Below are 21,720 nucleotides of genomic sequence, written 5' to 3' on the forward strand. Positions count from 1 at the left end.
AGGAAACTGCTGCCATGACCGCTGCCATTCGCTATGAAAAAGACCAGGACCGGATCGTCGTACTGACCATCGACATGCCGGGCCAGAGCGCCAACACCATGAACGCGGTGTACCGCGACGCCATGGCCGCCACTGTGGCCCGGCTCACGGCCGACAAAGACGCGATTGCCGGCGTCATCATTACCTCGGCGAAAAAGACCTTCTTCGCCGGTGGCGACCTCAACGAACTCATCAAAGTCGGCAAGCCCCAGGCCGAAGCCTTCTACCGCAATATCCTGGAGCTCAAGGGCCAACTACGCGCCCTGGAAACCCTCGGCGTGCCAGTGGTTGCGGCGGTCAACGGCGCGGCCCTGGGCGGCGGTTGGGAAATCTGCCTGGCCTGCCATCACCGCGTCGCGCTGGACCATCCATCGGTGCAGATCGGCCTGCCGGAAGTCACCCTCGGCCTGTTGCCGGGCGGCGGTGGCGTGGTGCGTACGGTGCGCATGCTGGGCCTGGAAAAAGCCCTGCCGTATTTGCTTGAAGGCAAGAAAGTGCGGCCCCAGCAAGCCTTGCAGGCCGGGTTGGTGGATGAGTTGGCGGCGGACCGCGATGAACTGCTGAGCAAATCCCGCGCCTGGATTCTGGCCAACCCCGGCGCCAAACAGCCGTGGGACATCAAAGGTCATCAGATCCCCGGCGGCACGCCGTCCCACCCGAAAGTGGCGCAGATGCTCGCCATTGCCCCGTCGATCCTGCGCAGCAAGACCCAAGGCTGCCTGCCGGCCCCGGAGAAAATCCTTTGCGCCGCCGTAGAAGGCGCGCAGGTGGATTTCGACACCGCGCAGTTGATCGAGGCCCGCTACTTCACCGAACTGACCACCGGCCAGGTGGCGAAAAACATGATTGGCACCTTTTGGTTCCAGCTCAACGAAATCAACGCCGGCAGCTCGCGCCCCGCCGGGTTTGCCCCGACCGTGACGCGCAAGGTCGGTGTGCTGGGGGCGGGCATGATGGGCGCCGGCATCGCTTACGTCAGCGCCGTGGCCGGCATCGAGGTGGTGCTCAAAGACGTAACCCTGGCGGCGGCGCAAAAGGGCAAAGCCCACAGCGCGGCGCTGCTCGACAAGAAGGTTGCGCGTGGCCAGTTGAGCGCGGAGCAGCGCGACGCCACTCTGGCGCGCATCCACGCCACCGAGCAGGACGCCGATTTGGCCGGTTGCGACCTGGTGATCGAGGCAGTGTTCGAAGACCGTGAACTCAAGGCGCGCGTCTCGGCGGCGGCGCAGCAGGTGGTAGGCGCCGATGCGGTGATCGCATCCAACACCTCCACGTTGCCCATCAGTGGCCTCGCCACGGCCGTGCCGGACCCAGGCAAGTTCATTGGCCTGCACTTCTTCAGCCCCGTGGACAAAATGCCCCTGGTGGAAATCATCAAGGGCACCCACACCCTCGACGAAACCCTGGCCCGGGGGTTCGATTTCGTCCTGCAAATCAAGAAAACCCCAATTGTGGTCAACGACAGCCGCGGCTTCTTCACCTCCCGGGTGTTCGGCACCTTCACCAACGAAGGCATCGCCATGCTTGGCGAAGGCATCGCTGCAGCGATGATCGAAACCGAGGCGCGCAAGGCCGGCATGCCTGTCGGGCCGCTGGCGATCTCGGATGAAGTGTCCCTGAGCCTGATGAGCCACATCCGCCAGCAGACCATCAAAGACCTGCAAGCCGAAGGCAAGCCGTTGCCCGAGCACCCAGCGTTCGCCGTGATCGACCTGTTGCTCAACGAGTATCAGCGCCCGGGCAAGGCCGCCGGTGGCGGTTTCTACGATTACCCGGTGGGCGACACCAAGCACCTGTGGCCCGAACTCAAGGCGCGGTTCGAGAAGGCTGACGGGCAGATCGCGCCCCAGGACGTGCGTGATCGCCTGCTGTTCATCCAGGCCCTGGAAACCGTGCGCTGCGTGGAGGAGGGCGTGCTGCGCTCGACCGCCGACGCCAACATCGGCTCGATCTTCGGCATCGGTTTTGCCCCATGGACCGGCGGTGCGCTGCAATTTATCAACCAGTACGGCGTGGCTGATTTCGTCGCCCGCGCCCAGTACCTGCGCGAGCAGTACGGCGAGCGCTTCGCGCCGCCGGCGCTGCTGCTGGAAAAAGCCGCCCGGGGGCAGTTGTTCTGACTGGTTGAGCCGCGCCCCGACGCTTGCCTTGGGCTGGTATTTCAAGGCAGGCTCTGGGGCGTGCGCTCTTGCCTTTACCGTGTCAGGTACTTTTTATGTCGCTACACATCTGCATTCTGGAAACCGACGTTCTGCGCCCCGAACTGGTGGACCAATACCAGGGGTACGGGCAGATGTTCCAGCGCTTGTTTTCACGCCAGCCGATTGCCGCCCAGTTCACCGTTTACAACGTGATGCAGGGCCAGTACCCGGCCGATGACCAACACTTCGATGCCTACCTGGTCACCGGCAGCAAGGCCGACTCCTTCGGCACCGACCCGTGGATCGAAACCCTCAAGACCTACCTGCTTGAACGCTACGAGCGTGGCGACAAACTGCTGGGCATCTGCTTTGGGCATCAGTTGCTGGCGCTGTTGCTGGGCGGGCGCAGCGAGCGCGCGACCAAGGGCTGGGGCGTGGGCACCCACAACTATCAGCTGGCGGCCAAGGCGCCGTGGATGAGCCCGGTGGTGGAAGAACTGACGCTGCTCATCAGCCACCAGGACCAGGTCACCGCGCTGCCGGAAAACGCCACGGTGATCGCCTCCAGCGATTTCTGCCCGTTCGCCGCCTACCACATCAATGACCAGGTCTTGTGCTTTCAGGGCCACCCGGAATTCATCCACGACTACTCCCGCGCCTTGCTCGACCTGCGCCAGCAGCACCTGGGGGAACAGGTCTACACCCGCGGCGTGGCCAGCCTGGAACACGACCACCACGGCACCACGGTGGCGGAATGGATGATGCGGTTTGTGGCGCATCAGGCTTGACAGACCGCCACTGCCCGGTGGGCGTTTGTGTGGAAGAAGGCTTGTGGGTGCGGGCTTGCCCGCGATGAGGCGGGTAAAACCGCAGCCTCTCTAGTGATTGGAATGCGGCCATCGCGGGCGAGCCCGCTCCCACAGTTGAACGGGGGTGTGGGCGGGATTTTCATTTTTCCACTGTGGGAGCGAGCCTGCTCGCGATGGCGGCATTGAATGGCGGTGACGAGTGGAAGGGGTAAGACAGTTGCTCCGACAGCGTAGCCATGTGGTTTGCTACAGCCACCCCGAGCGCTTGAAGCTGGCCCACAACCCCACGCACCCCAAGGTTATGAACCCCAGCACGCCGAAGTAGCCGTAGTGCCAGGTCAGTTCAGGCATGTTCTCGAAGTTCATCCCATAGATGCCCGCCACGGCGGTGGGGAAGGCGAGGATCGCCGCCCACGCCGCGAATTTGCGTTGCACCACGCTCTGGCGCGCCGCTTCGAGTAGCACGCCGATCTCAATGGTCTGGCTGGCGATATCGCGCAGAGTCGACAAATCTTCCATCTGCCGCGTGACGTGGATCTGCACGTCGCGAAAGTAGGGGCGCATGTTCTTGTCGATAAACGGGAAGTTGAGCTTTTGCAGCTCCTCGCTGATCTCCACCATGGGCGCGGCATAGCGGCGCAGGCGCAGCACATCGCGGCGCAGGCTGTGCAGGGCCAGCACGTCGCGTTCGTTCATCGCGCTGCACAGCACGTTGCGCTCCAGTTCATCGATCTCGGCATGAATGGCTTCGCCCACGGGCTGATAGTTCTCGATCACGAAGTCGAGCAAGGCGTAGAGCACGAAATCTTCGCCGTGCTCCAGCAGCAGCGGCCGCGCCTCGCAGCGCTGGCGCACGTGGGCATAGGACGCCGAGTGGCCGTTGCGGGCGGTGATGATGTAGCCCTTGCCGGCGAAGATGTGGGTTTCGATGAACTCCAGCTTGCCGGCGGTGCGGATCGGCGAGTAGGTCACGATAAACAGTGCGTCGCCGAAGGTTTCCAGCTTGGGGCGGCTGTGTTTTTCCAGGGCGTCTTCGATGGCCAGTTCATGCAAGTTGAACTGGCGTTGCAGGTTGGCGAGCTCCTGGGCATCGGGCTCTTCCAGGCCGATCCACACAAAGTGGCCGGGCTTGGCGGCCCAGGCACTGCCTTCGTCGAGGGTGATGTTGGTGACTTTCTTGCCGGCGCTGTACACCGCTGCTGCAACGACTCTACCCATGGTCCCGGTTCACTTCTTCTGGCCACAAACAGCGTGCAGCTTAGCCTGAGCGTGCTTGAGTAGTCAGCAGGCTTGCCTGCGCTCGGCTGCGCAGGGTCGTAAACCTCTACTGGGCAATACACCGTCGGGGTGCGCTACGCACCCAGCGCGGGCCAGCCCGCTTGCTACTACCGGGCCAGCACTTGGCGGTCGAGGGCGGCGATACAGTCGTGCATTTGCACGCGGCATTGTTCGATCAACCCGGGGATGTCGTCCAGGGTCAGGCCGGCGGTGGGGATGGGGGCCAGTGATTCGATCAGGATCTGCCCGCTGTTCCAGCGATTCAGGCGCATGTGGGTGATGTAGCTGCTCACGCACACCGGGATGATCGGCACGCCAGCGGCGATGGCCATATGGAACGCGCCTTTCTTGAACGGCAGCAGGTCCTGGCCCAGGTTGCGGGTGCCTTCGGGGAACACCCAGATGGAGGTGTCCTTATGCTGCAAAGTCTCGGTGGTGGTGAGCATCGCCTGGCGCGCCTTGCGGGCGTTGCCGCGGTCGATCAGCACATTGCCCGCCAACCAGAACAACTGGCCGAACAGCGGTACCCACTTCAGGCTCTTTTTGCCAATGCACACGGTGCGGTAGGGCACCACGTTGCCCAGCACGAACAGGTCGTAGTTGGACTGGTGGTTGGCGACGATCACGCAGCCCGACGGCTTATGCTTGAGGGAGGCGATTTTGGCCCGCACCCGCAGGCGCAAAATGCACATCGCCGGCCAGGCGTAGAGCCGCGCGCACAGGCGGCTGTTGTCTGGGTTGAACGGGCGGCATAGGCCGAGCACCACGCCCAGCACACCTGCTAGCAGAAAGTGCAGGCTCATCAGCAACATGCGAAACAGGTACAGCATTTGTGGGCCCGCCGGGACAAAAGGTGGCGCAGTGTACGGATGTGCACTGTTTTGCACAATTACCCCGGTGGAGGTAGGAGATAGCGGATGTTTAAGCGCATGTTTCCGGCAGATGGTGTCGGATCAAGTCTCTATGTTGCGTGGGGATGCTCGCCGGGCCGCTCCATCGGCACCCTCCAAAACAGCTCACACGTCACCCCTCACGGCGAGAGTTCGGGCGCAAGTCAGCCACGCCTTCGAAGGCAAACTCCAGGCAGAAAAAAACCGCAGCCCCAGGGATGCGGTTTTTTTTGCGGCCAGGGAGCGCGGCTTAGCCCATGTGCTGCTGATCCTGGGCGATCGCGCTCTCCAGGGCATCGAGCAGGGCCTTACGCACTTTGAGCTTGGTGTTCTTGTGGGCGGTCATGTTGATCTTCTTCAACTGACGGGCAGCTTCCAGCGCTGCACTCTGCAACTCTTCAGGGGCCACAACCTTGTCGAGGAAACCGGCGTCTACCGCGCTCTGCGGGTTGAACATCTCGCCATTGATGACCGAACGGTGGAACGCCGAACGGCGCAGGCGATCGCGGGCCAGCTCGATGCCGGCGTGGTGCATGGTCATGCCGATCTGCACTTCGTTCAGGCCAATGCTGAACGGGCCGTCGACACCAATGCGGTAATCGGCCGACAACAGAATGAAGGCACCTTTGGCCACCGCGTGCCCAGGGCAGGCGACGATCACCGGGAAGGGATGCGACAGCAGGCGCCGCGCGAGTGTGGAGCCCTGGGTCACCAGGCTCACCGCCTCCTTGGGGCCGGCTGTCATGACTTTCAGGTCATAGCCACCGGACAGAATTCCCGGCTGCCCGGTAATGATGACCACGGCACGGTCGGCCACTGCCTGGTCCAGCGCGCTATTGAACGCGGCAATCACGTCCGGGGAAATGGCATTGACCTTGCCGTTGTTCAACGTCAGGGTCGCGATACCGTCTTCGAGGTGGTAGGAAATCAACTCACTCATGACGCTATTCCTTGTAATGAAGTAGGCAGACGTTACTCACCGCCACCTTCCAGGTAAAGCGCCGTGACTGACCGCCCGGTCAGCCCCGAGCCCAGCGCCAGGCCCCACCCGCCACGCCCGCGGCCCATTACCTTCTATATAGAAGGGCCCGCCAAGCCAGAGATTGGCCGGTTTGCCCTGCACCCCAGCCGGGCAAGCTGCCTAAATGCCTTAAGCGCATGAAAATTCTGAAAAAAACCTTTGCCATCGGAAAAGCTTTCGACTACATTAGCGCGCCTCGACAGACTGAAAGAGTTTGAAGAGCAACGGTTGGGTGTCCGAGTGGCTTAAGGAGCACGCCTGGAAAGTGTGTATACAAGAAATTGTATCGAGGGTTCGAATCCCTCCTCAACCGCCATATTCGATACACAAAACCCCTGGTTTCTAGCGAAATCAGGGGTTTTGTGGTTTCTGGCGTCTGGAAAATCGGCCTTCGGGTCATCACGCTACAGGCTCAGTGCATGTTTACGTGCGGGCAGAAGCGCTGTGGAACCAGCCGTTACTGCCCCTAACTCACCTGCCCCCCACTCTCCACCACATCCACCGCAGTCTCCCAAGCCGCCAGCGCAGCGATGCGCAGGCCCTCGACTTGTGTGGCCAAAGCCATGGTCGGATGGGGCGTGGTGGGGGCGGGCAGGCAGGGAACGTGGATAAAGCCGCTGCGTATGCCGGTGCCGGCGAGGCTGTGTTGCAGGAGGTAGAACACCTGGTTGCAGACAAAGGTACCGGCGGTGTGTGAAACGCTGGCGGGGATGGCGGCTTCGCGCAGGGCTTTGACCATGGCTTTGACGGGCAGGGTGCTGAAGTAGGCCGCGGGGCCGTCGGGGGCGACGGGGGTGTCGATGGGTTGCTGGCCGAGGTTGTCTGGGATGCGGGCGTCGTGGAGGTTGATGGCCACGCGTTCGATGGACAGGTCTGGGCGCCCCGAGGCCAGGCCCAGGGCGATGACCATCTGCGGGCGGTGTTCGGCCAGCAGTTGCGCCAGGCTGCCCGGCGCGGTGGCGAAGGCGCAGGGCAACTGGCGGGCGACGATCCGCAGGTCGTCGCGCAACTGCACGCCGTCGAGCCTGCGCGCCACTTCCCAGGAGGGGTTGATGGGGTCTTGGTCGAAGGGCTCGAACCCGGTCAGCAGCAGGGTGTTCATTGGCGCCTCACATCAACAGGTAGAGAAGGACGATGTTGACCACCAGCATCAGCAGCGCGGTGGGCATCTGGGCCTTGATAACGGCGTTTTTGTCCGGCAGTTCCAGCAGCGCGGCGGGGACGATGTTGAAGTTGGCCGCCATGGGCGTCATCAGGGTGCCGCAGTAGCCGGAGAACATGCCGATGGCCGCCATCACGGCGGGGTTGGCACCGAACACACCCACCAGCACCGGTACGCCGATGCCGCCGGTCATCACCGGGAACGCGGCGAAGCCATTGCCCATGATGACGGTGAACAGGGCCATGCCCAGTACGTAGACCATCACCGCCACCAGGCGCAGGTCGAGGTTGATGTAGGTAGTGGCCACGTGCGCCACGGCGTCGCCCACGCCCGCTTCGTTGAACAGCAGGCCGAGCATGGCCAGCATCTGCGGCAGCACCATGGCCCAGCCCAGGGCTTCGGTCAGGCGCCGGGATTCGCGCATGGCCTGGATCGGCGTGTCGCGGGTCAGCCAGCAGGCCAGCCCGAGGGCGATCAGGCAGCCCAGGCCGAGGGAGACGAAAGTGGTGTTCTTCGGGTCCAGCAGTGGCACGCCGCCGATCTCGGTGTGCTTGAGCAGCACTGAACCGATGACGGTGGTCAGCGGAATGGCCAGGGCCGGAATGAACAGTTTGTGGCCCAGGCGTCCGGCACTGGCGCGGGCGGCCTTGACGTGCAATTCGGCGTGGGCGCCACGGCCGACGCCGCCCAGGCCGGCGATGATTGCCATCAGCACCACACCGCCGCCGACGACGGCCGGGTCAAGGCGTTCACCCACCAGGAAGACCACGGCGAAGAGCATCCAGAACAGCCCGGTGGACCAGCGCTTGGGGTGGCTGCGGTCGCTGAGGATCATGCCGGCGGTGATGAGCAGCAGCACTCCGGCCAGCCAGAACAGGTATTGGATCGAGATAATCATTTCGCGCTCTCCACCTGGCGGCCGGGTTGCCCGGTGGGCTGCATTTCGCGGGTCAGCATGCGATCGAAACGGTGCAGGCGGATGGCGTGGATGATGAACGCGCAAATGGCCGTGGGGATGCCCCAGAAGGCAATGTGCAGCGGTTCGACGTCCAGGCCCGAGCCCAACAGGAAGGTGTGCATCAGGGCAATCGCACCGAAGGCGACGAAGATGTCTTCGCCAAAGAACAGCCCCACGTTATCGGTGGCCGCGCACATGGCCAGGACTTTGTGGCGCAGGGCATCGGGGAGTTTGCCGTAGCGTTTTTCCGCTGCGCCCTCGGCCATGGGCGCCAGCAGCGGGCGCACCATTTGCGGGTGCCCGCCCAGGCTGGTCAGGCCCATCGCGGCGGTGGATTCGCGCACGAACAGGTAAATAATCAGCAGGCGCCCGACGGTGGCGCGCTGAAACCGTGCGATCCAGTTCTGCGCATGCAGGCGCAGGCCGTGGCGTTCCAGCAGGCCGATGACGGCCAGGGGCAGCAGCAGGATCAGTTGCAGGGCACGGGTTTCGATGAAGCCTTCGCCCATGGTGGCGAGGATTTTTTCCGGGGAAAAGTGTGCGGCCAGGCCCGTGGCGATAGACGCCGCGGTGACGACGAGCAAGGGGTTAAAGCGCAGCACGAAGCCGACCACGATGACGAGCACGCCTATCAGCGGCCACAGGTTCACGACGGTTTGCATGGGGTTGAAGTCCTCAGCGGCAGGCCACGGCGCCACAGCGAACCGACGCGCAGGTCAGGTTCATGCTTGGAGAACGGCGCGCAGCGCGACTCGGTTTTTATTATTGACCCGGGAGGCCCAGCGTCAGTGGCGAGCATCTTTGCCGCCAGGGGGGGATGCGTCCAACAAAAAAACTTGTAGCTGCACAACAGGAAAACTTGTCGCGCACGGGGCGCCGCAACTGGCGTCGCCCCGCTCGCGGCTAGCGGTTGAAGCGTTCCACCAGGGAGTACTGGGTGGTGGCGGTGCGGGTCAGTTCCTGGCTGAGCAGGGCCGAATGCTGGGCCTGCTCGGAGGTCTGGTCGGCGAGGTGGGCGATGGTGGTGATGTTGCGGCTGATCTCTTCGGCCACGGCGGTTTGCTCCTCGGTGGCGGCGGCGATTTGGGTGGTCATATCGGTGATGTGGGCCACCGCATCGCTGATGCCCACCAGCGCCTTGTCCGCTTCGAGCACCCAGGCCACGCCTTCTTCGGCCTGGCGATGCCCGCTGGCCATGACCTGCACCGCGTTGTTGGACGACTGCTGGAGCTGGGTGATGAGTTGGTGGATTTGCTGGGTCGATTGTGTGGTGCGCTGGGCCAGTTGCCGCACTTCGTCGGCGACCACCGCGAAGCCGCGGCCCATGTCGCCGGCCCGCGCCGCTTCGATGGCGGCGTTGAGGGCCAGCAGGTTGGTTTGGTCGGCGATGCCTTTGATGACGTCCACCACCGTGCCGATTTCATTGCTGTCGCGGGCCAGTTGAGCCACGGTCTCGCCAGTTTCGCCCACCACCACCGATAGGCGCTCGATGGCCTGGCGGGTGTCGCGGGCCACGTTGCGGCCATGGCTGGTCAGTTGATGGGCCTGCTGGGTCGCGTCGGCGGTGCGCTGTACATGGCTGGCCACTTCCTGTGTGGTGGCGGCCATCTGGTTGACGGCGGTGGACACCTGCTCGGTTTCCACGCGCTGGCGTTCCAGGCCTTTGGAGCTATCGGCGGCGAGCGTGTCGGAGCGGCTGGCCAATTGATTGACCTGCTCGGCGCTGTCCTGCAGGCGCGTGAGGCAGGTTTTCAGGCGTGCGTCCTGGCTGATGAGGGCGGTTTCCAGGCGCGCCTGGGGGCCACGGCCGTCGCTGTACATCTGGGCGATCAAACCATCACAGGTGCTGCGTTCCACACCCTGGAGCAAATGCTTGAGGCCGTTTTTACGCCCGTACAGGGTCGCACCGCCAAGGGCGATGGCCAGCACCGCCGCCAGGGCGAAAGCCAGCGGCGCGCCGAGCCACAGCATCAGCGCCGCGCTCACTTGGCTAAGCAGCAGCAATGGCAGCCAGTCTTGGGCCAGGCTCAGCCACAGATGGCGCCGGGGGAGGGCCGGTTTGCCCTGGTTGATGCGCAGATACAGGGCTTGGGCGCGCTGGATCTGCCGGGCCGTGGGCTTGACCCGCACCGACTCGTAGCCCACCACTTGGTTGCCCTCAAAGATCGGCGTGACGTAGGCGTTGACCCAGTAGTGGTCGCCATTCTTGCTGCGGTTCTTGACGATGCCCATCCACGGGCGCCCTTGCTTGAGGGCCGCCCACATGTGGGCGAACACGGCGGACGGTACATCGGGGTGGCGCACGATGTTCTGCGGGGCGCCGATCAGGTCATCGCGCTCAAAGCCGCTGATCGCGACAAACGCATCGTTGCAGTAGGTGATGACACCCCGCGCATCGGTAGTGGAGATGAGCTTTTGCGACGAACCCAGGGCGACTTCTCTGTGGGTGACAGGCTGGTTGTTTCTCATATCCCTATGCTCTTGATGGTATGACGGGGGGAATATCATCGGCTGAATGGTCTAAAAGGTTAGTCCAAGCGCAAATAAAAACGGTAATTGACCGGTTTTATTTGCATACCGCCCCCATTCGCCGCCGTTTGGCGCCCCATTTGTGCCGTTTTCTACGTTCGCAACGCAAGATCGTTCAAGACAGCCACTGGCAAAACTGCCAACCTTGGCGGCCGACCTTGATGAGCACCCTGCGATGCCCACTGCGCTTCCCCAGCATGCATTCGTCCGTGGCGCGATTGCGATCCTGCCGCTGTCCCTGGCCTGTGCGCCCTGGGGCCTGCTGGCCGGGTCCACCGCCATCGACGCTCAACTCACGCCGCTGCAAAGCCAGAGCCTGTCGGTGATTGTGTTTGCCGGCGCGGCGCAACTGGTGGCCATCGGCATGATTAAAGGTGGCGCGGGCGCGCTGTCGATCCTGTTGACCACGCTTTTGTTGACCTCCCAGCACTTGCTGTATGGCATGCACATGCGCACGACCCTGTCGCCGCTGCCGTTGCGCTGGCGTATGGGCTTGGGCTTTTTGCTCACCGACGAGTTCTTCGCTCTGGTCAGCCAGTACGACCGCCAGACCTTCAACCGCTGGTACGCCCTGGGGGTGGGCCTGAGTTTTTACCTGATCTGGAACCTCTTCACCCTCGCCGGCATCGTGTTGGGCAAGAGCATCCCGGGGCTGGAACACCTGGGGCTGGAATTTTCCATCGCGGCAACTTTCATTGCCTTGATTACGCCGGTGGTGCGCGACGTGCCTACGGTGATCTGCGTGGCGGTGTCGCTGTTTTGCGCGGTGCTGTTCAGCTACTGGCGGTGGGAGTCGGCGGTGGTCGCCGCGGGGTTGGCGGGCATGGCCGCCGGGTTTATGTGCAAACGCCTGGCGGTGCGCCTGTGATGATCTTCGCCATTATTGTGGGCATGGGCCTGATCGTTTTTTTCAACCGCTACCTGTTCCTGGAACCGCGGCTGCCATTGCGCCTGGGGCGCAACGTGAAGGATTTTCTCGGTTTCGCGGTGCCGGGCATGCTCACCGCGATCTGCGGGCCGATCATTTTCATCAGTGACCATCAGCTCAACCTCAACCCGGCCAACCCTTACCTGTGGGCCGGCCTGTGTGCGGTGGGGCTGATGCTGTGGACTGGCCGTGTGCTGACCACGGTGCTGCTGAGCATGGGGATGTTCTACCTACTGCGTTGGTGGCTCTGAAGGGCCAGGCCTTGCTGGGCGGCGGTGGCGTTGAACGGGCGCGGTGGTGGCTCATGAAAGCGCTTGGCGGTTTTGTAGCTGCGCCGCCAATAGTTGTTGCTCAAGCTGTCGATGCGCACGTTTTTGCCGGTGCGCGGGGCGTGGATGAATTTGTCGTCACCGATGTACAGCCCCACATGGTTGATCGGGCCTTTGCCATTGCGCGCGAAAAACACCGCGTCTCCCGGTTTCAAATGGGGCTTTTCAACGGTCTTGTAGCCGGCCTTGACCATGGCGGCGGTGGTGCGAGGCAACTTGATGTCGGCTTCATGGTGAAACAGGTAGACCATCAGGCCGCTGCAATCGAAACCGCTTTTTTCGCTGTTGCCGCCCCAGCGATAGGGTGTGCCAATCAAATCGTGGGCACGGTCGATGACCTGGGGCAGTGGGCTGGCTGTGGTTTGGCTGATGTGTACGAAAAAGCTACAGGTGATGAGTAAGAAAAGGCGCTTAAACACGAGGAAATTACCGTGTTGAAAAATGAAGGCGCCAATCTAGGGATATAACGAGAGCAGCTATGTAGGGCGTTTTACCTTGTTCTGGGTGAATAGTTCTCGCCCGATAAACGGTCATTCTCTGTCGCAGGCAACCGGGCGGTTCTATCTCGCCCGTCAGCCTGGTTTTTTACTCGCTTATCAACACACCTTCTGCCTGAAGCTGTGCTTTGGTCTGGCAGGGGTCGAGCAGGTTTTCCCCCAAATAAACCCCCGGTGCGGGCGGCGGTTGTTCCAGGCCCAGCAGGCGCTCGATTTGCAGCACGGTGCCCAGGGCGGTGAGGTGGGTCTGGCCGGCGGGGTCGGTCAGCAACAGCGTGCGCTGCGCGGGGCTGCCCTGCCGGTCCGTGCCTGCGGCGCGCAGGCGGATGCGGTGCGGCCCGCCGTTGCCGGGGTTGTACAGCATGGCGCGGCGCAGGGGAGTAAAGCGCGGGCCGGCAATCAGCTTCCACACGCCGCTGGCCACCAGGGTGCGCAACAGGCGCGTGGCGTTGCGGTCGTCGAAGGCGATGCGCGCTTCCACCGTCGCCGCGCCCAACAGGTGCGGCAGGCTGGCTTGTTCGGGGGTGTCGAAGCGGTACGTGGTGTGGCGCCCGGCGTCGCCGAAATCCGCCACCTGGCCGTCGCTGAAACCCTGGCGCTGCTGCCACTGCCCGCCATCCAAGGTGTGGAAGGGCACCGACAGACGATCCAGGTACTCCACCGAGTTCGGCCCGGCACGGTCGGCCAAGGCGTAGAGAATGTCCAGGCTGATGCGCTCGACGCTGGCCAAGTCCTGCACCAGTTCGCGGGCCATCAGGCCGGCGGTGGCGGCCATCCATGCCGAGGCGAAGACCACCGGCGCCCGTGGCGGCGGGCCACTGGCGACGCACACCAGCGCTTGCTTGAGGCGCTCGGTCCAGCGCGTGACATCTATATAAGGATGGCCGCCGTCCAAGGCGAACCGTAGCAAGCGGTCGTGGCGGTCATTGGCTAGGGCGACGATCAGCGTGCCCTCGGCCAGGGCCGGGAACCGCGGCCCATCGATGTCCAGTTGCAGCGCTTCAGCGCCCAGGGGCCGCGCCATCGCCTCGGCGGCCTGCACGCGACGCCCGGCGACAATCAACTGTACTTGGGGCTGGCGCCGATGCAGCATGGCCGCCACTTGCGCGCCGACGACGCCGGCCCCGCCGGCCAGCAATACGCGGTGTACTTTCACGGGGTGATTTCCTATATTTGGTCAGTTGACCAATTATTGGCATCGGTGGCGGGCGGCGTCGAGGTTTTTTTTCAACGGTCAGGAGGTAAGGGATGGCGACAAAAGGCGAGGTGCGCCGCGAGCGAGTTCTGGAGGCGGCGTTGCAAGTGCTGGCGCAGCAGGGCGCCCATGGCTTTCGTATGCGTGCGGTGGCCAGCGCGGCGGACCTGTCCCTGAGCCATGTGCAGTATTACTTCCCCTCTCTGGACAGCCTGCTGGCAGCGGTGGTCGAGCGTTATCTGCGCGAGTGGGACCAGCGCCTGGCCGCGGCTCCAGACGACCTGGCCTCGGCCCTGACCCTGGTACTCGACAGCCATCTGCACTGCCAGGACTGCCAGGTGCTGTGGGAACTGTGGGCGATGGCCGGCCACGACCCGGCGGCCAACACCGCGCTGACCGGGTTCTACCAGGCCTACATCGACCGCGTGTGTGTGCTGCTGACGCGGGACGCAGCCCAGGTGCCGGCCGAAACGATACGGGGGCGGGCGGTGTTGATCGTGGCGCTGCTGGAGGGGTTGTCGGTCCTGCGTGGGGCAGGGCGCGAGGCGGCACTGGCGCCCGAGGCCGGGGAGCAGGCCTTGGCGGCCATCATGGCTCTGGCGGCGATGCCTGTGTGATGTGTTTTTAGGAACTTTCCTACGGTTGTGGGCGTTATTTCTCGTTCTGTCCACATTCCTTTCACGAATTATTCACAAGCGCCTCGGTAGTCTCAGCTCATCCGTTAAAAAGCAGATCCATTCAAGCCCGTCTTCCCCAGCGGGCTTTTTTTTGCCTGTGTGAATCTCTCTCGGCATTGCCTGTCCAATCCTTTGTCGCCCGCACCGCGCCTTTACCGGCGCGTGGGTCGGGCACTCCCATTGCGATTCTCGAGGTTCTCGTCATGCGTCTAACACTGCCTGCTCTGGTTTTCGGTCTGCTCGCCGCACAAGGTGCAATGGCGGCAGGGGATGGCACCGCTGCCGTCGGCGGCGGCCTGGGCGGTGCCCTGGGCAACGTGGTCGGCCAGCAACTGGGCGGCAGCACCGGCGCGGCCATCGGTGCTGGCGTCGGTGGCGCGGCGGGCAGTGCGGTGGGTGCGCGCAAGGGCAGCCGCACCGAGGCCGCCATCGGTGGTGGCCTGGGTGGTGCGGGTGGCTCGGTGGTCGGTAACCAGTTGGGTGGTTCCACCGGTTCCACCATCGGCGCGGGCCTGGGCGGTGCAGCGGGTGGGGCAGTGGGCAGCAACCTGTCCAACGACGACGGCAAGAGCCACGGCAAGTCGAGCAAGCACAAGCGCAAGCACAAACGGCACTGATCGCCTGATACTGATTCTGACGTAGCCAGCGGGCTGCCCGCTGGCTACCCACGGTCCTTACCAAACACCTACACACTCTGGGTATTTGCAGGTCCCTGACCTGTGCTTTGATGCTGCGTCACACCCCGACCCAGAGACCCAGCCCCATGGCCAACCCTTACCGCGAACTCTTCCAGCTTCCTGGCACCCGGGCCTTTGTCCTGGCGGGCATAGTGGCGCGCATGCCGTATTCCATGACGGGGATCGGCCTGATTACCATGCTCGCCCAATTGCAGGGCGGCTATGCCCTGGCGGGGGCGGTGGCGGCGACCTTCGCCCTGGCCACGGCCTTTTGCGCGCCCCAGGTGTCGCGCCTGGTGGACCGCTTCGGCCAGGGCCGGGTGCTGCCGCTGGCGGCGTTGGTGGGCGGCGGCGGGTTGCTGATGGTGCTGGTGTGCACCCGCTTGCAGGCGCCCCACTGGATGCTGTTCGTGTTCGCCGCGCTGGCCGGTTGCATGCCCAGCATGTCGCCCATGGTGCGGGCGCGTTGGACGGCGCTGTACCGCGGCCAGCCACAGCTGCAAACCGCTTACGCCCTTGAGTCGGTGCTCGATGAGCTGTGCTTCATCCTTGGCCCGCCCGTGGCGGTGGGTTTGTCGGTGGGCCTGTTTCCCGAGGCCGGGCCGTTGGTGGCATTGGTGATGCTGGTGATCGGCGTGACCGCGTTCGTGCTGCAACGGGCCACGGAGCCGGCGATTCACCCCCGCGCGGCCGGCCGCCAGCGCTCGGTGATCCGCAGTGGCGCGGTGCGCCTGTTGTGCCTGTTGATGATGGCCATGGGCACCATCGCCGGGGTGGTGGATGTGGTCAGCGTGGCCTTTGCCCAGCAGCAGGGGCAACCGGCGGCGGCGAGCATCGTGTTGTCGGTGTACGCCATCGGTTCGTGCGTGGCAGGCCTGGCCTTTGGCGCGTGGAAAACCGCCATCCCCTTGCCCCGCTTGTTCCTCTACGGTGGCATGGCCACGGCCCTGACCACCCTGCCTCTGTTGTTGGCCAGCGATATCCTCGGCTTGTCCCTGGCGGTGTTCGTGGCCGGTTGGTTCTTCTCCCCGACCCTGATCGTAGCCATGGCCCTGATCGAAAAACTGGTGCCGCCGGCCCGTCTTACCGAAGGCCTGACTTGGCTTATCACCGGCCTGAGCGTCGGCGTGGCGATTGGCGCCGCCGGTTCCGGCGCGTTGGTGGACCAGTTCGGTGCCCGCAGCGGTTTCTGGCTGGCGCTGGCGGCCGGGGCGGTAGTGCTGGCGGCGGCGCTGCTCAGTTACCGGCGCCTGGGCGCGGGCAGCGAAGTGCTGGTGCAGAACTTCTCCTGATTGGTCCCGCCCGCCGTGTGCTCCCCTTACAGATCGCGTTGTGAGGGGGCTACGGTGCCCCCCCCACTGGCATGTTGCGTAGGGTTTTTCTCTAATTCATGTAGGCCTCATATTTAAACGCTCCGCCCCCCCTCAATCCTCCCCCGCAACTAGGCACAATGCCGCCGCGCCCCGCTGCCTGGCGCGTTTCACATCCCAACGCTGTTAGCCTCTTTGGCGGGTTATGGCCGACTGGCTGAACTGCGAATTCCGCAACCTTATGCCTGGTTTGGATTTCACGCCCATGAACCCCACTGCCCCGCTCATCAGCGATCAAACACGCCTGTATTCCCTGCAAACGCCCACGTCCATGGCCCCCCTGCACGTTGAGCGCTGGGCCGGCCGCGAGGCGCTTTCCGAGCTGTACCGCTGGGACGTGCTGGCCCTGAGCGCCGACCATCGCCTGCCCCTCGAGGCGATGCTCGGTGCGCCCATTACCTTGCTCACGGCCCTGGCCGATGGCAGCCACAGCCGACGCAGCGGTTTGCTCAGCCGTGTCGCCCGCCTGGGCAGCGACGGCTCCCTGACCCGCTATCACCTGACCCTGGTGCCCTGGCTCTGGGTGTTGAGCCAGAGCTTTCGCTCCCGGGTGTTCCAAGACAGCACCGTGCAGCAGATCGTCAGCCAGGTCTTCGCCGGTTACGAGGCCTACGCCCGTTGGCGTTTCACCCTCGACGCCGACCAGTTACTGAGCCACGTGCGCCCGCGCAGTTACTGCGTGCAGTACCGTGAAACCGATTTCGACTTCGTGCAGCGGCTACTGGCCGAAGAGGGCCTGGGCTATTGCTTTGTCGAGGACCCACAAGCACCGGCCGGCCACTGCCTGGTTATCTTCGGCCAGAGCTCTGGGCTGCCTGAAGACCTCACCTCGGCCAGCGCCACCGGCCTGCGCTACCAGCGTGCCGACGCGGTGGAGGAGCAAGACACCGTGCAGTTCATGGGCCAGCTCCATCGCCTGAGCCACCGGCGCATCACCCTGCTGAGCAGCGACTACAAAACCCGCCAGGCCATCAGCGCCTCGCGCCCCGTCGGCCCCGAGCGCGAGGGCCTGGAAAGCTACGACCCGGTGGGCGATTACGCCTTTGCCACCCTGAGCGAGGCCGAGCATTACGTGCGTTTGCACAGCGAGGCCCTGCAGGTCGATAAGTCCTTCTGGCACGGCCGCGCCAACGTACGCAGTGCCCGCGCCGGAACACGCTTTGAGCTGTTGCACGCGCCTTGGGTCCACACGGCGCACCTGCGCGGGCAGGACCACTTCCTCTTCACCCAGGTGCACAGTTACGGCATCAACAACCTGGAAAGCGGCGCAGCGCTGTTGGATGCCGACCTAACAACGCGCCTGCAACTCGACCACCTCGACCCCCAGGTGCTGGCCGAAGCCCAGCGCAGCGGCTTTGCCCAGCAGTTCAACGCTGTGGGGCACAACCAACCGTGGCGCCCGACCCTGGCCGATGGCACCGGCCAGCGCCTCAACCCGGTGGCCACCGCCCACGGCCCACAAACGGCCATCGTCGTCGGCGCCGACGGGCAAACCACGGCGGGCAGCGGCAGCCCCTTGCATTGCGATGCCATGGGCCGGGTGCGGGTGCGCTTCCATTGGCAGGCCGAAGACGACCGTGGCGCCTGCTGGGTGCGGGTCGGCCAAGCCTTGGCGGGCCAGGGGTTCGGCGCGCAGTTCTTGCCCCGTATCGGCCAGGAAGTGCTGGTGCACTTCATCAACGGCGACATCGACCGGCCGATCATTTTCAAGGCCCTGTACAACGGCCGCGGCGAAGGCGGCGTGGCCCCCACACCGGGCGGCGCCCCCGGGCAAAGCAACCTGGCGGTGTATGCCAAAGCCAACGACCAACGCCCCAGCGCCGAAGCCAACCTCGCCGGGGGCAACAGCCCGGCGTGGCATGGTGGCGGCGGCGGTGAAACACAGCACCGCAACGCGGCGGCGCTGTCGGGCTTCAAGACCCAAGGCTTCGATGGCCAAGGCCATAACCAACTGGTCTTCGACGACAGCGACCAACAAGGCCGCATCCAGATGGCCACCACCCAAGCCCACAGCCAACTCAACCTCGGCCACCTGATCCATCAGGCCGGCAACTACCGGGGCAGTTTTCGCGGGCAGGGGTTTGAACTGCGCACCGACGCCTACGGTGCGGTGCGCGCCGCCAAAGGCTTGCTGCTCAGCACCTACGCCATCGAGCCGCACACCCCGGCAGGCGATGCCAGCGCCGCGCAAGCGCTGCTGCAACAACAACGCGACCTCGCCGCACGCTTCGACCTGGCCGCGCAGATCCACCACACCGTGCCCCTGGCCAGCCACCGCGGCGTACACCAGGCCCAACTCAGCGCGCTGATCGCCGATCAAGCACCGCTCCAGGCCCTGCACGCCAGCCTCAGCGCCACCGTCACCGGCGAGCAACTCGCCCAGGCCAGCGCCGACGCCCTCAAGCGCGACAGCCACCACCCCATCCCCCACAGCGCCGACCCCTTGCTCACCCTCAGCGCCCGCGACAGCATCGCCAAAATCGCCGGCCAATCACTGCAATGGACCGCCGCGCAAACCCTCACCCTGGGCAGCGGCGCCGACACCCACCTGGCCACCGGCCAAACCCTGCGCCTGCACAGCGGCCAAGCCATCGGCGCCCTGGCCGGCGCGCAACAGGCCGACGGCATCGGCCTGGCCCTGATCGCCAGCGCCGGGGCGGTGGACATCCAGGCGCAACAGAGCGACATCCACCTCAGCGCCCAAGACGACCTGAAGATCATCTCGATCGAGGCAGCGGCACAAATGGCCGCCGGCACCACCCTGCACCTGGCCGTGGAGGGCGGCGCCAGCCTGACCCTGGAAGGCGGCAACATCACCTTCGCCTGCCCGGGCAGCATCAAGGTGTATGCCGGCAAACGCCAGTTCAACGGCCCCATACACCAGTACTTCCCCCTGCCCCCATTCCCGCGCAACCCCCTGCCCGAGGTCGCGGCCACATTTGATTTGCGGCTGATGGATGTGCCGGGGCCTGATGGAACCGCGACTCCCCAAACGGCTTGGCGAATTGTCCAGGCCGACAATCCCACCAGCGCACTCATCACCAAAAGCATCGTCCTGCAAGGCGAAAGCAACGCTCAGGGCAAAGTCGAGTTAACCGACGAGCAAGAGAAAACACTGAAAGAGCACTACAACCAAGCGCCCAATCAGTGCTGGCTGGTCTATGCCGACCAGGTGCGCGAGGTTGTGCTGGAGGTCGACAAGGGCAACTGGAACGAGCAGCAGAGTCTTTTCAACGCACTGGATGCGATGGGCTACAGCGATAACAACTTTCAGGTTGGCGGCGTGAGTGCTGGCTTGATGCACGCCTCTTTGGCCAGACAGGACGCCAAAACCGGTAGCCCGCAGTCGCTGATTAACAAACTGAAGGACAAGTGAAATGACGCTTGTAGAAAACAGCCAGCCACGGCGCAATGTGCTCCAAATCGTCGATACCGACGGCAACCCCTATAAAGCCGTTGCCACTGAAAACATCTGGCTTGCGCCTGCGTTTTCGCCCCCCCAAAAAGGCAACAGTGTTAAACCCTACTTCAACGGCAAGGAATACTTTGCCGAACTGATAGACGAATTCGCGGGGGCCAAAGAGTCGATCTACATCGCTGGCTGGCAGGTCAATTGGGATGCGCAACTAGCGCCGAAAGTGCGCCTTTACGATTGCCTACTTGCCGCTGCCCAGCGGGGTGTGAACATCTACGTGATGCCCTGGGACGACAGCGCGCCCGTGCAAACCTACGACGAGCAAACCCGCCGCGTGCTGCTCGATATCAATCGCATCGTTGCTCAGCAGCGGGTGTTCGTGACCCTGGCCAAGTCCAACGCTGACCAGGCCGTTTCGTTCTACAGCCATCACCAGAAACAAGTCGTTATTGACCAGCAACTTGCCTTTGTCGGCGGCCTGGACTTGGCCTATGGCCGTTACGACGATGACTGTTTTGAACTACGCGCCGACGCCGACGAACGCCAGGGCATGAATCGCTACAACGGTTGCGTCCCTCAGCTAGGCCATTTGGGCCTGGAGAATCTGGTCAACCCCGATGAGGAGAATTTCCAGATTGCCCCTCATCACTACCAAACCCCGTATGAAGCCGAAGCGGCCCTCGGTTTCGGTCGCCTCAAACCCAACGCCGCAGGCCTCGATGCCTCCCGACAGCCACGCATGCCCTGGCAAGACATGCACCTGCGCATCGAAGGGCCTGCGGTGGCGGAGTTGACGCGTAATTTTGTGCTGCGCTGGAATGGCCCACAGACGGTATCCACGCTCCAGAAAACGGTGCTGCCGCTACCCGCCAAGCCTGAGACCTACCCCACCAAAGGCACTTGCTCGGTACAGGTGTTGCGCAGTGCGCCGCTGAATATGCAGAAAATTGAGCGCAACGAACCGCCATTGGACACACCGCCAACCCAAGCGCAGGACGATATCTACCGGGCCATGGGGTTGTTGATCGAAAAGGCCAAGCACTACGTCTATATCGAACAGCAGTTTTTTGTGAGTGACTTTGGTGAGGAGGTGAAAGAAGACCCTCAGGAGCCTTCTATCACTATTAAAAAAAACGCAGGCATCGGGCCGCGAGCAACCCGTGCCCTTGCGGGCGATAGCAAGGGAAAAGTCCAGAACGTTATCAGTAAGCGCCTGATCCATCGCATTGGCAGGGCGATCATGAGCAAGACGCTCTTTCACGCCTATATCGTGCTGCCGGTTCACCCTGAAGGGGGTGGGCTGGATAACGCGGCGATTGTCACGCAGGTTTACTTCACGCAACAAACCATTGCCTTTGGTAAGCAGAGCTTGCTGGAGGGTATTAAGGCTTACTTGAAGTTAGGGCGCCTGTACGACGCTGACCGAATCACGCAGGCAGTGTGTGCTGATGTAATGGCAAAGACAGTCGCGGATATTCAGGAGTTTGTTGAAAGTAAAGAATTTGAAGATGTGTTAGTGGCGACCGACGAAGACTGCTTCGAGTATGTAACTCTGCTCAACTTGCGCAACTGGGTCAGCTTACAAGAGCGCTATGTGACCGAACAGATTTACATTCATAGCAAACTCATGATTGTCGATGACCGCTATGCGCTGATTGGCAGCGCCAACATTAATGACCCTGAATTCATAGAATAAGTGCAACGTTTGAAACGATAGGCAGAGAGTCAGCCACCGGTAGAATCCAGGCTCTCACACCGAAGGATTCAAGCGCAGATGACTACGCATTACCGGCAGCTGACTCAGG

General features: G+C 63.4%; 18 protein-coding genes, 1 tRNA gene and 1 pseudogene. 10 read left to right on the plus strand and 10 right to left on the minus strand.

Going from position 1 to position 21,720, the window contains the following annotated elements; translation table 11 throughout:
- Nucleotides 1-14: 14 nt before the first annotated feature.
- Nucleotides 15-2,159 (plus strand): 3-hydroxyacyl-CoA dehydrogenase NAD-binding domain-containing protein, encoded by a 2,145-nt coding sequence (locus AC19YR_RS15755; protein WP_500599163.1) that lies wholly within the window; start codon nt 15-17, stop codon nt 2,157-2,159.
- A 95-nt stretch (nt 2,160-2,254) separates the two neighbouring features.
- Nucleotides 2,255-2,968 (plus strand): amidotransferase, encoded by a 714-nt coding sequence (locus tag AC19YR_RS15760; RefSeq protein ID WP_500599165.1) that lies wholly within the window; start codon nt 2,255-2,257, stop codon nt 2,966-2,968.
- A 267-nt stretch (nt 2,969-3,235) separates the two neighbouring features.
- Here AC19YR_RS15760 and AC19YR_RS15765 read toward each other — a convergent pair whose 3' ends face one another.
- The 3 genes from AC19YR_RS15765 to AC19YR_RS15775 form a co-directional block, all read right to left on the minus strand.
- Nucleotides 3,236-4,207 carry a magnesium and cobalt transport protein CorA gene (locus AC19YR_RS15765; protein WP_095110878.1) on the minus strand — a complete coding sequence of 324 codons (972 nt, stop codon included), beginning with the start codon at nt 4,205-4,207 and terminating at the stop codon, nt 3,236-3,238.
- 167 nt (nt 4,208-4,374) lie between these two features.
- Entirely contained in the window at nt 4,375-5,097 is a 723-nt protein-coding gene (locus AC19YR_RS15770) for a 1-acylglycerol-3-phosphate O-acyltransferase (protein WP_095110879.1), read from the minus strand.
- A 310-nt stretch (nt 5,098-5,407) separates the two neighbouring features.
- Nucleotides 5,408-6,097 carry a crotonase/enoyl-CoA hydratase family protein gene (locus AC19YR_RS15775; RefSeq protein WP_095110880.1) on the minus strand — a complete coding sequence of 230 codons (690 nt, stop codon included), beginning with the start codon at nt 6,095-6,097 and terminating at the stop codon, nt 5,408-5,410.
- A gap of 307 nt (nt 6,098-6,404) precedes the next feature.
- Between AC19YR_RS15775 and AC19YR_RS15780 the strand changes: the two genes are divergently transcribed.
- Nucleotides 6,405-6,494: transfer RNA gene (locus AC19YR_RS15780), tRNA-Ser, on the plus strand.
- A 150-nt stretch (nt 6,495-6,644) separates the two neighbouring features.
- Here AC19YR_RS15780 and pcp read toward each other — a convergent pair.
- The 5 genes and pseudogenes from pcp to AC19YR_RS15805 form a co-directional block, all read right to left on the minus strand.
- Entirely contained in the window at nt 6,645-7,280 is a 636-nt protein-coding gene (gene pcp, locus AC19YR_RS15785; RefSeq protein ID WP_095110881.1) for a pyroglutamyl-peptidase I, read from the minus strand.
- A 7-nt stretch (nt 7,281-7,287) separates the two neighbouring features.
- Nucleotides 7,288-8,238 (minus strand): DUF979 domain-containing protein, encoded by a 951-nt coding sequence (locus AC19YR_RS15790; protein ID WP_500599168.1) that lies wholly within the window; start codon nt 8,236-8,238, stop codon nt 7,288-7,290.
- Nucleotides 8,235-8,960 (minus strand): DUF969 domain-containing protein, encoded by a 726-nt coding sequence (locus tag AC19YR_RS15795; RefSeq protein ID WP_500599170.1) that lies wholly within the window; start codon nt 8,958-8,960, stop codon nt 8,235-8,237. The genes AC19YR_RS15790 and AC19YR_RS15795 overlap by 4 nt, the downstream gene beginning before the upstream one ends.
- A 241-nt stretch (nt 8,961-9,201) precedes the next feature.
- A complete protein-coding gene (locus AC19YR_RS15800) occupies nt 9,202-10,269 on the minus strand; it encodes a methyl-accepting chemotaxis protein (protein WP_500599183.1) in 1,068 nt (355 codons plus the stop codon).
- Between the two features lie 225 nt (nt 10,270-10,494).
- Nucleotides 10,495-10,806 (minus strand): annotated as a pseudogene (locus tag AC19YR_RS15805) (PAS domain-containing protein); the annotation flags it as partial.
- Between the two features lie 196 nt (nt 10,807-11,002).
- On the opposite strand from AC19YR_RS15805, the gene AC19YR_RS15810 reads away from it, so the two are divergent.
- Entirely contained in the window at nt 11,003-11,695 is a 693-nt protein-coding gene (locus AC19YR_RS15810; RefSeq protein ID WP_500599172.1) for an AzlC family ABC transporter permease, read from the plus strand.
- Nucleotides 11,695-12,006, plus strand: a complete 312-nt coding sequence (locus AC19YR_RS15815) for an AzlD domain-containing protein (protein ID WP_095110886.1) — start codon at nt 11,695-11,697, stop codon at nt 12,004-12,006. Before AC19YR_RS15810 ends, AC19YR_RS15815 begins: the two co-directional genes overlap by 1 nt.
- Here the strand turns inward: AC19YR_RS15815 and AC19YR_RS15820 are convergent.
- Both AC19YR_RS15820 and AC19YR_RS15825 read right to left on the minus strand, forming a co-directional pair.
- Nucleotides 11,982-12,503 carry a C40 family peptidase gene (locus AC19YR_RS15820; protein ID WP_371856251.1) on the minus strand — a complete coding sequence of 174 codons (522 nt, stop codon included), beginning with the start codon at nt 12,501-12,503 and terminating at the stop codon, nt 11,982-11,984. The genes AC19YR_RS15815 and AC19YR_RS15820 overlap by 25 nt on opposite strands.
- Before the next feature lie 166 nt (nt 12,504-12,669).
- Nucleotides 12,670-13,737 carry a saccharopine dehydrogenase family protein gene (locus tag AC19YR_RS15825; protein ID WP_500599175.1) on the minus strand — a complete coding sequence of 356 codons (1,068 nt, stop codon included), beginning with the start codon at nt 13,735-13,737 and terminating at the stop codon, nt 12,670-12,672.
- A gap of 92 nt (nt 13,738-13,829) precedes the next feature.
- On the opposite strand from AC19YR_RS15825, the gene AC19YR_RS15830 reads away from it, so the two are divergent.
- The 5 genes from AC19YR_RS15830 (at nt 13,830) to AC19YR_RS15850 (ending at nt 21,611) form a co-directional block, all read left to right on the plus strand.
- On the plus strand, nt 13,830-14,393 hold the full coding sequence (locus tag AC19YR_RS15830) for a TetR/AcrR family transcriptional regulator (protein WP_500599177.1): 564 nt from the start codon (nt 13,830-13,832) through the stop codon (nt 14,391-14,393).
- A gap of 263 nt (nt 14,394-14,656) precedes the next feature.
- Entirely contained in the window at nt 14,657-15,070 is a 414-nt protein-coding gene (locus AC19YR_RS15835; RefSeq protein WP_095110889.1) for a glycine zipper domain-containing protein, read from the plus strand.
- 146 nt (nt 15,071-15,216) lie between these two features.
- Nucleotides 15,217-16,422 (plus strand): MFS transporter, encoded by a 1,206-nt coding sequence (locus AC19YR_RS15840; RefSeq protein WP_095110890.1) that lies wholly within the window; start codon nt 15,217-15,219, stop codon nt 16,420-16,422.
- Between the two features lie 283 nt (nt 16,423-16,705).
- Nucleotides 16,706-19,876, plus strand: a complete 3,171-nt coding sequence (locus AC19YR_RS15845; RefSeq protein WP_500599179.1) for a type VI secretion system Vgr family protein — start codon at nt 16,706-16,708, stop codon at nt 19,874-19,876.
- 1 nt (nt 19,877) lies between these two features.
- Nucleotides 19,878-21,611 carry a hypothetical protein gene (locus AC19YR_RS15850; protein ID WP_500599182.1) on the plus strand — a complete coding sequence of 578 codons (1,734 nt, stop codon included), beginning with the start codon at nt 19,878-19,880 and terminating at the stop codon, nt 21,609-21,611.
- Nucleotides 21,612-21,720: the final 109 nt, after the last annotated feature.

This window comes from Pseudomonas sp. MF08817 (genome assembly GCF_059862705.1).